This window comes from Psychrobacter sp. DAB_AL32B (genome assembly GCF_002224105.1).
Lineage (GTDB): Bacteria > Pseudomonadota > Gammaproteobacteria > Pseudomonadales > Moraxellaceae > Psychrobacter.
Genome location: NZ_NEXU01000054.1, coordinates 21,231 through 27,230, shown reverse-complemented (window position 1 = coordinate 27,230; position 6,000 = coordinate 21,231). Strand labels below are relative to the sequence as shown.

At 41.1% G+C, this 6,000-nt stretch carries 5 protein-coding genes and 1 pseudogene; 4 read left to right on the top strand and 2 right to left on the bottom strand.

The annotated features are described in order from the left end of the window. Together CAN34_RS06400 and CAN34_RS06395 are read left to right on the top strand one after the other, a co-directional pair. Window positions 1-310 (top strand): annotated as a pseudogene (locus CAN34_RS06400) (hypothetical protein); the annotation flags it as partial. Window positions 311-448: 138 nt separating this feature from the next. Further along, entirely contained in the window at window positions 449-754 is a 306-nt protein-coding gene (locus CAN34_RS06395) for a hypothetical protein (RefSeq protein WP_079691369.1), read from the top strand. 87 nt (window positions 755-841) lie between these two features. Here CAN34_RS06395 and CAN34_RS06390 read toward each other — a convergent pair whose 3' ends face one another. Further along, window positions 842-1,252 carry a YkvA family protein gene (locus tag CAN34_RS06390; protein WP_089554946.1) on the bottom strand — a complete coding sequence of 137 codons (411 nt, stop codon included), beginning with the start codon at window positions 1,250-1,252 and terminating at the stop codon, window positions 842-844. Between the two features lie 294 nt (window positions 1,253-1,546). Here CAN34_RS06390 and CAN34_RS06385 point away from each other — a divergent pair, with 294 nt between their 5' ends. Continuing rightward, entirely contained in the window at window positions 1,547-2,860 is a 1,314-nt protein-coding gene (locus CAN34_RS06385; protein WP_089554948.1) for an LD-carboxypeptidase, read from the top strand. A gap of 29 nt (window positions 2,861-2,889) precedes the next feature. Here the strand turns inward: CAN34_RS06385 and CAN34_RS06380 are convergent, their stop codons facing one another. Next, window positions 2,890-3,936 (bottom strand): GlxA family transcriptional regulator, encoded by a 1,047-nt coding sequence (locus CAN34_RS06380; RefSeq protein WP_089554945.1) that lies wholly within the window; start codon window positions 3,934-3,936, stop codon window positions 2,890-2,892. Between the two features lie 209 nt (window positions 3,937-4,145). On the opposite strand from CAN34_RS06380, the gene CAN34_RS06375 reads away from it, so the two are divergent. After that, window positions 4,146-5,963, top strand: coding sequence for an acyl-CoA dehydrogenase (locus CAN34_RS06375; protein ID WP_089554944.1), 1,818 nt, complete (start codon window positions 4,146-4,148; stop codon window positions 5,961-5,963). Window positions 5,964-6,000 lie beyond the last annotated feature (37 nt).

The window sequence follows — 6,000 nt, the reverse complement described above, 5'->3', positions numbered from 1 at the left end:
TAGTTCTAAGCGCGTTTGGGATGACGCTGAGTCGTTAGAAGTAATTGAGAATAGTGATATACCAACGTTTTTCTCTATTGATCCTGATAATGTTGACGCCGTCATTGGCCGTCCGGATAGAGTATTGGTGCTGGCTCATGTCAAACCTGTTTATGCTAATATCGATCCGTTGCTGGATAGTGAGTATTTATCCTATATTTATCGAGGTGCCAATACTATATATCGCGTAGAGTGTGATGACGTCAATACCGATATCTTAGCCAATCCACATGCCAATATTGTTATCGATAATGTTAATGATAGTATTTAGGTAAGCGCGATAAGTCATTATTAATAAACCGTCATTTATTATAAATAACGGTTTCATTCAATAAATACTTTTTATAAATCACCGTTTATTATAAGTAACTCCTTATCATAAACCGTCATGTCATTCGAGTCAGGCAATATGAATTTTTTTAGTTATGTGGTATTGGGTGGGTTCTCTTATGCAGCCGGTTGGGCAGTCAGAACCTATGTGCTCGATAAGCAGCCCAAACCTGAGCAGCCTTATAATCTAAAGCATCCTGCCATCTTGGCGTATTTGGGTGGGTTCTTTATTATTATGCTGATTATATCGTGGTTAATCGGTCGCTACGCGCTCGGGCACGTCGCTATCGATGTACCATTTATTATCATTAATAGCCTCGTTGCTACTTTCGTCTATTCATTTGGCCTCAATCCCGAAAAATCCAGTTATGGTGTGCCTGATTGAGTAGCCTAGGTAAGTTGATACTGATTAGTAAAAAGCCACGACCGATAAATTGATTATCAGTCGTGGCTTTTTACTGCATTTAAACGGTCAGGCTTTTTTCTTTAAATGAGTAGTAGGTTTAGCAGTAGACTGACTTTTCTTCCACGTTTGATATTTTTGCAAATCTTTTTCAATCAGTTTTAAGCAAAAGGTAAGCACTAGAGCATCGTCAATATGACCAATAAAAGGAATGAAATCTGGGATAATATCTATAGGGTTGATGGTATAGAGTAAACCGACAATTCCTGCTGAAATGGTCTTGTAAGGAATATCACGATAGTTGCCTTTATAGTAATCCTTAATCAGACTCATAAATAGCATCAAGTCTTTGGTGAAACGCTCAAGGTGGCTGCTGTCTGCCAATTTTTCTTTAAGCTTTTCTTCCTCATTAATGATGTACTCAAGATCAGCATCTAATATTTCTTCTTTTTTCTGTTTATCAGTCGTTTTATCAACCATTATTATCATCCTTATTTAACAGCAATCAGTATTCTTATACTATAACAAAGTTATGGCGTGTGCCAATATCGCGCCATAGCGATTTGTTGGGTTTTTGGTGGCAAACGTGCAAGTTGCCTGAGCAGTTTTATCTCATACGGTAGCGAAAAAGTAAATACAGGCAAAGATTGGGCAACTTTAAGCGCTGACAAACAAGCTACAATGCGATATTTCGATGTTATAAGTCGGTTAATAACAAAGATAAAAACCATTCAAAACCATACCAAGATAAAAATTGATAGGCAGCAACAAAATATGGCTTCAAAAATAGCTTCTGAACAATCATTAAAAAACAATAAAAATGAGAGCCAGCATAAAGCGGCTGATTCAGCTATAAAAAGTACGGCTGGCCTGAACAGGCGACAGTTTTTACGAAAAATCGGCATAAATGCAAGTGTAGGATTATTAGCGACCCAAAGCATAACTCAAGTGCTGGCCTCTAATACGATTGATACAAATAATAATACGTCATTCACCAAAGACGATCTGCCAACCGCACTGTTGGATGAGAGTTTGATATCCCAACCAGTATCTTCTCAGATATTACAGTCGCAAATGAGCTGTATCACGCCAAGTATTGAGACGCGACTTTTTGCCAGCTCCAACGTCGGTGGCAGTAATGAGCGCAATCAATTGGCATTAGATCGCCTGTCTTGTGCCGGTTTTAAAGTGGACAATTCTGCGATTACCACTCGGCAGTATTTGCGTTTTGCAGGTACGGATTCACAGCGAGCCAGTGATTTACAAAACATCGCCACCGGTGCGATCGCAGCACCTAAGCTGCTACTGGGTGTGCGTGGTGGTTATGGTGCGATGCGTTTATTACCCATGGTTGATTGGTCGACGCTAGGCCGTATCATGGCAGAGCGCGGCAGCATACTTGCAGGCTTTAGTGATGTGACTGCTATCCAATGTGCGCTACTGGCAAAAGGAGATATGAGCTCGCTTGCCGCTCCGATGCTCTATAGCGAGTTTGGCAAAAACAAACCGGATCAGATCAGTTGTCGACAATTTGTAGAAGCACTAACCAATCCAAATCTGGCTATCAGCATAAGAGATGCTTCTTTAACCAGTCCGCAATTACCGAGTATTCTGTCAAACGGTGAACCGAAAACAATAACCGGTACTATTTGGGGCGGTAATCTAAGTGTAGTATCGGCGCTGGCAGGTAGTGATTATTTACCACGAATTGCTGGTGGCATTGTGTTTTTGGAAGATGTGGGCGAGCAAACCTATCGTATTGAGCGCATGCTATATGATTTGTACCTAGCAGGCGTGTTTAAAGGTCAGAAAGCAATTGTATTTGGGGCCTTATCGGGTACGGGTGAAGACAGCTACGATAAGCGCTATGATGTTGCCACGGTGATTCGTCAATTGCATAAGCTGACAGGATTACCGATTTATAGTGGCATGAGCTTTGGTCATATTGGGAAAAAACACAGCTTTCCACTGGGCGCGACGTGTCAAATTAGCCCAAATACAATCGGTGGCTATCAATTGGCGTTTACGGATTATCCAACGATTAAGCCTGATGCGATTCATGTCGAAGGATTATGGCAAAACCTTTAACCATCAGAAAAAGCAGCAATAAAGAAAACCTAAATCGCTAACCGTGAAAATTTATCCTGGTACTCTTTCGGGGTTAGCTCAGTGGCGCGTTTAAAAAGGCGGGTAAATGATGAGATATCATCGTAGCCGACTTGCTCAGCGAGTGACTTAATCGTTACATCGCCTGATTCCAACAAACGTTTTGCCTGTTCAATGCGTACTGCTTGAATATACTCGATCGGGCGCATGGCGACAGCGGATTGAAAGCGTCTATTTAACGTGCGCGGCGTGATATTCACTATGGCAGCCAAACTGCTCACTTGAATAGGCTGTTTGAAATTTTCTTCAATAAATTCTTGTACTTGCTTGACCAGTTGGTCTGCATGCGGTTTATGCAAAGTCACATTGGTATAACTGTTCTGATTGCCTCTTTTGCTATCGATAATCTGAGTTTTTGCCACTTGGGTAGAAATCTCACGCCCGCAATAGCGCTCGATTAATAACAATCCCAAATCATAAAACGCACTTCCTCCTGCCGCACAGAATATAGTACCCGATTGGGTTATTGAATCACTTCTTGACTGGCTTTTTGATTGATTCTTTGATTGAGTGACAAACTGGTTTTCTTGCAAATCAACCAGTGGAAAGTCTGCTTTAAACTTACTTGCATAGCCCCAATGGGTTGTCGCTATTTTATTATCTAATAACCCTGCCTTTGCCAAAAAGAAAGCACCGCTACAGTTACTAGCGATATCTGCTTTGGTATTAGCTAGCCGCTGTAAATGTGGAATTAACTGGCTATTTTGACTCAATACCTTATCAATAGAATCGCCAATAGTTGGGATTAATAATAAATCGCACTCTGTCACCTCGCGAATGTCGCAATGCGCTTGCATGATTAAGCGGTTGCTACATCTAATATCTACGCCGCCTAGACTGGCTATCTGCACACTAAACCTCGGCTCTACCGCCTCATTTGAAAACCGTTGCCAACTGACGCCAGTAAATGAAAAAAGGTCTAATGCACCAGCAAGCACGCTACCGAGTACACCATCGAAGCCCAAAATAATCACTTTAAAAGGTTTGAAGTAGGGCATGAGTGTCTGGTTTCCTTTGTCTATTTTTTAATGGCTGTTTTTTGATAGCGGCTGTCTACAATCACGTGTTTTTTGGTTGAAACTGTCTAGCTTGGCAGCTTATAAATGTCTTATTTGACCATGATTATGTCATAAATGACAATACGGCAATGGGCTAAATTAGATTAATATCAATTGATAAACAAATTTAATTAGTTAGCGAGAATATTATGGCAGCAGATACGCTTATCAATGACTTTGAATTACCATTTCAATTATATGATGTATTGGGTACTGAAAATTTAACCGAGCATCCTAAGTTTGAAGAGCACAACCGTGCCACCTTCGACGCCGTATTAGACACAGCAAAAAAAATGGCGACCAATTTATTTTTGCCACACAATCATACCGCAGATCAGAACGAACCGCAGTTTGATGGTAAGAAAGTCAGCATGATAGACGATGTTAAAGTCGCCTTTGATGCGTTTAGAGAGTCAGGCTTTATTGCTGGTCGTTATTCGTTTGAAGATGGCGGCATGCAATTACCTGAAACAGTGATGACAGCGGTGGCAGGCTATTTTATGGCGGCTAATCCTTCAACGACCGCTTATCCATTTCTAACCACTGCGGCGATTAATGTCATCTCACATTTTGCCAGCGATGATATTAAAAATGCCTTTATGCCGCGTATGCTAACGGGTGAATTCACTGGCACCATGGCATTAACAGAGCCACATGCTGGCTCATCACTTGCTGATATCAAAACCACTGCCGTCAAACAAGACGATGGCAGCTATCGCGTAAAAGGTAGTAAGATTTATATTTCAGCGGGTGATCATGAGTTGTCTGACAATATTGTCCATTTGGTACTAGCTAAAGTGCCGGGCGGTCCTGGTGGCGTCAAAGGTATTTCTTTATTTGCCGTACCCAAGTATCGCTTAAATGATGATTTCTCAGTGGGCGAGCGTAATGATGTGCATTTAACCGGACTCATTCATAAGCTTGGTTATAGAGGCGCGACTTCTACCGCACTGAGCTTTGGTGATGTAGGTGATTGTTATGGTTACCTTATTGGCGAAGAGCATTTTGGCTTACGCTACATGTTTAAAATGATGAATGAAGCGCGCATCGCTGTTGGCTTTGGCGCGGCGATGATTGGCTATCGCGGTTATCAGTATTCGCTCGATTATGCCAAGGATAGAACACAAGGTAGAATCGCACCGAATAATAAACCTGAAGATCCAGCAACCGCGATTATTCAGCACGGTGATGTGAAGCGTATGCTCCTTGCGCAAAAAGCTTATACCGAAGGCGGCATTTCTTTGTGTTTATACGGCTCCAATCTCATTGACCGTATCAATACTTGTGAGGATGCAACGCTAAAAGCTGAGCTATCAGAATTATTAGATTTACTCACACCCGTGTTAAAGGCATGGCCTTCTGAATATGGGCCTAAAGCCAATGATTTGGGTATCCAAGTATTGGGCGGTGCAGGCTATACGCGTGAGTATCAAGCCGAGCAATTTTGGCGGGACAATCGTCTTAATCTTATCCATGAAGGCACAAATGGCGTACAAGCTTTAGATTTATCATTCCGTAAGTTATGGCAAAACAAAGGGCTTGGTATTCAAATTCTAAAAAGTGAAATAACCAAAGATTTAGAAAGCGCAACCACTCTAAAAACCACGCCCGAGAGTGCAAAACTTGTCAGTAAATTGATGCCTTATATGGGTCATCTGCATGAAGTATTGGTACATTTAAGCAAAATTTTACAAACTGAGAAATCATTAACACTGACCGGAAATGCGCAAGCATTAATGAATATTTTTGCTTCAATCGTAGTGAGCTGGATTTGGATTCGCCAAGCCAGTAAAGCGGAGCAATTATTAAACAATACGCAAGATTCTGAAAAACAAAATTTCTATCATGGCAAAATACAGGCGGCAAAATACTTTATTGATTGGGAATTGCCACTAATTAATCGCGATATTGAGCTATTAAATAATAACAATGCGGTATGTACTGATATGCAAGTAGAGTGGTTCTAAATGACTTTGAATCAGGTTTGATATTAATAACAAATAC

Excerpts from the sequence above, each read along its gene's own strand:
- CAN34_RS06395 (WP_079691369.1), top strand. The coding sequence starts at position 449 with ATGAATTTTTTTAGTTATGTGGTATTGGGTGGGTTCTCTTATGCAGCC.
- CAN34_RS06390 (WP_089554946.1), bottom strand. The coding sequence starts at position 1,252 with ATGGTTGATAAAACGACTGATAAACAGAAAAAAGAAGAAATATTAGAT.
- CAN34_RS06385 (WP_089554948.1), top strand. The coding sequence starts at position 1,547 with ATGGCTTCAAAAATAGCTTCTGAACAATCATTAAAAAACAATAAAAAT.
- CAN34_RS06380 (WP_089554945.1), bottom strand. The coding sequence starts at position 3,936 with ATGCCCTACTTCAAACCTTTTAAAGTGATTATTTTGGGCTTCGATGGT.
- CAN34_RS06375 (WP_089554944.1), top strand. The coding sequence starts at position 4,146 with ATGGCAGCAGATACGCTTATCAATGACTTTGAATTACCATTTCAATTA.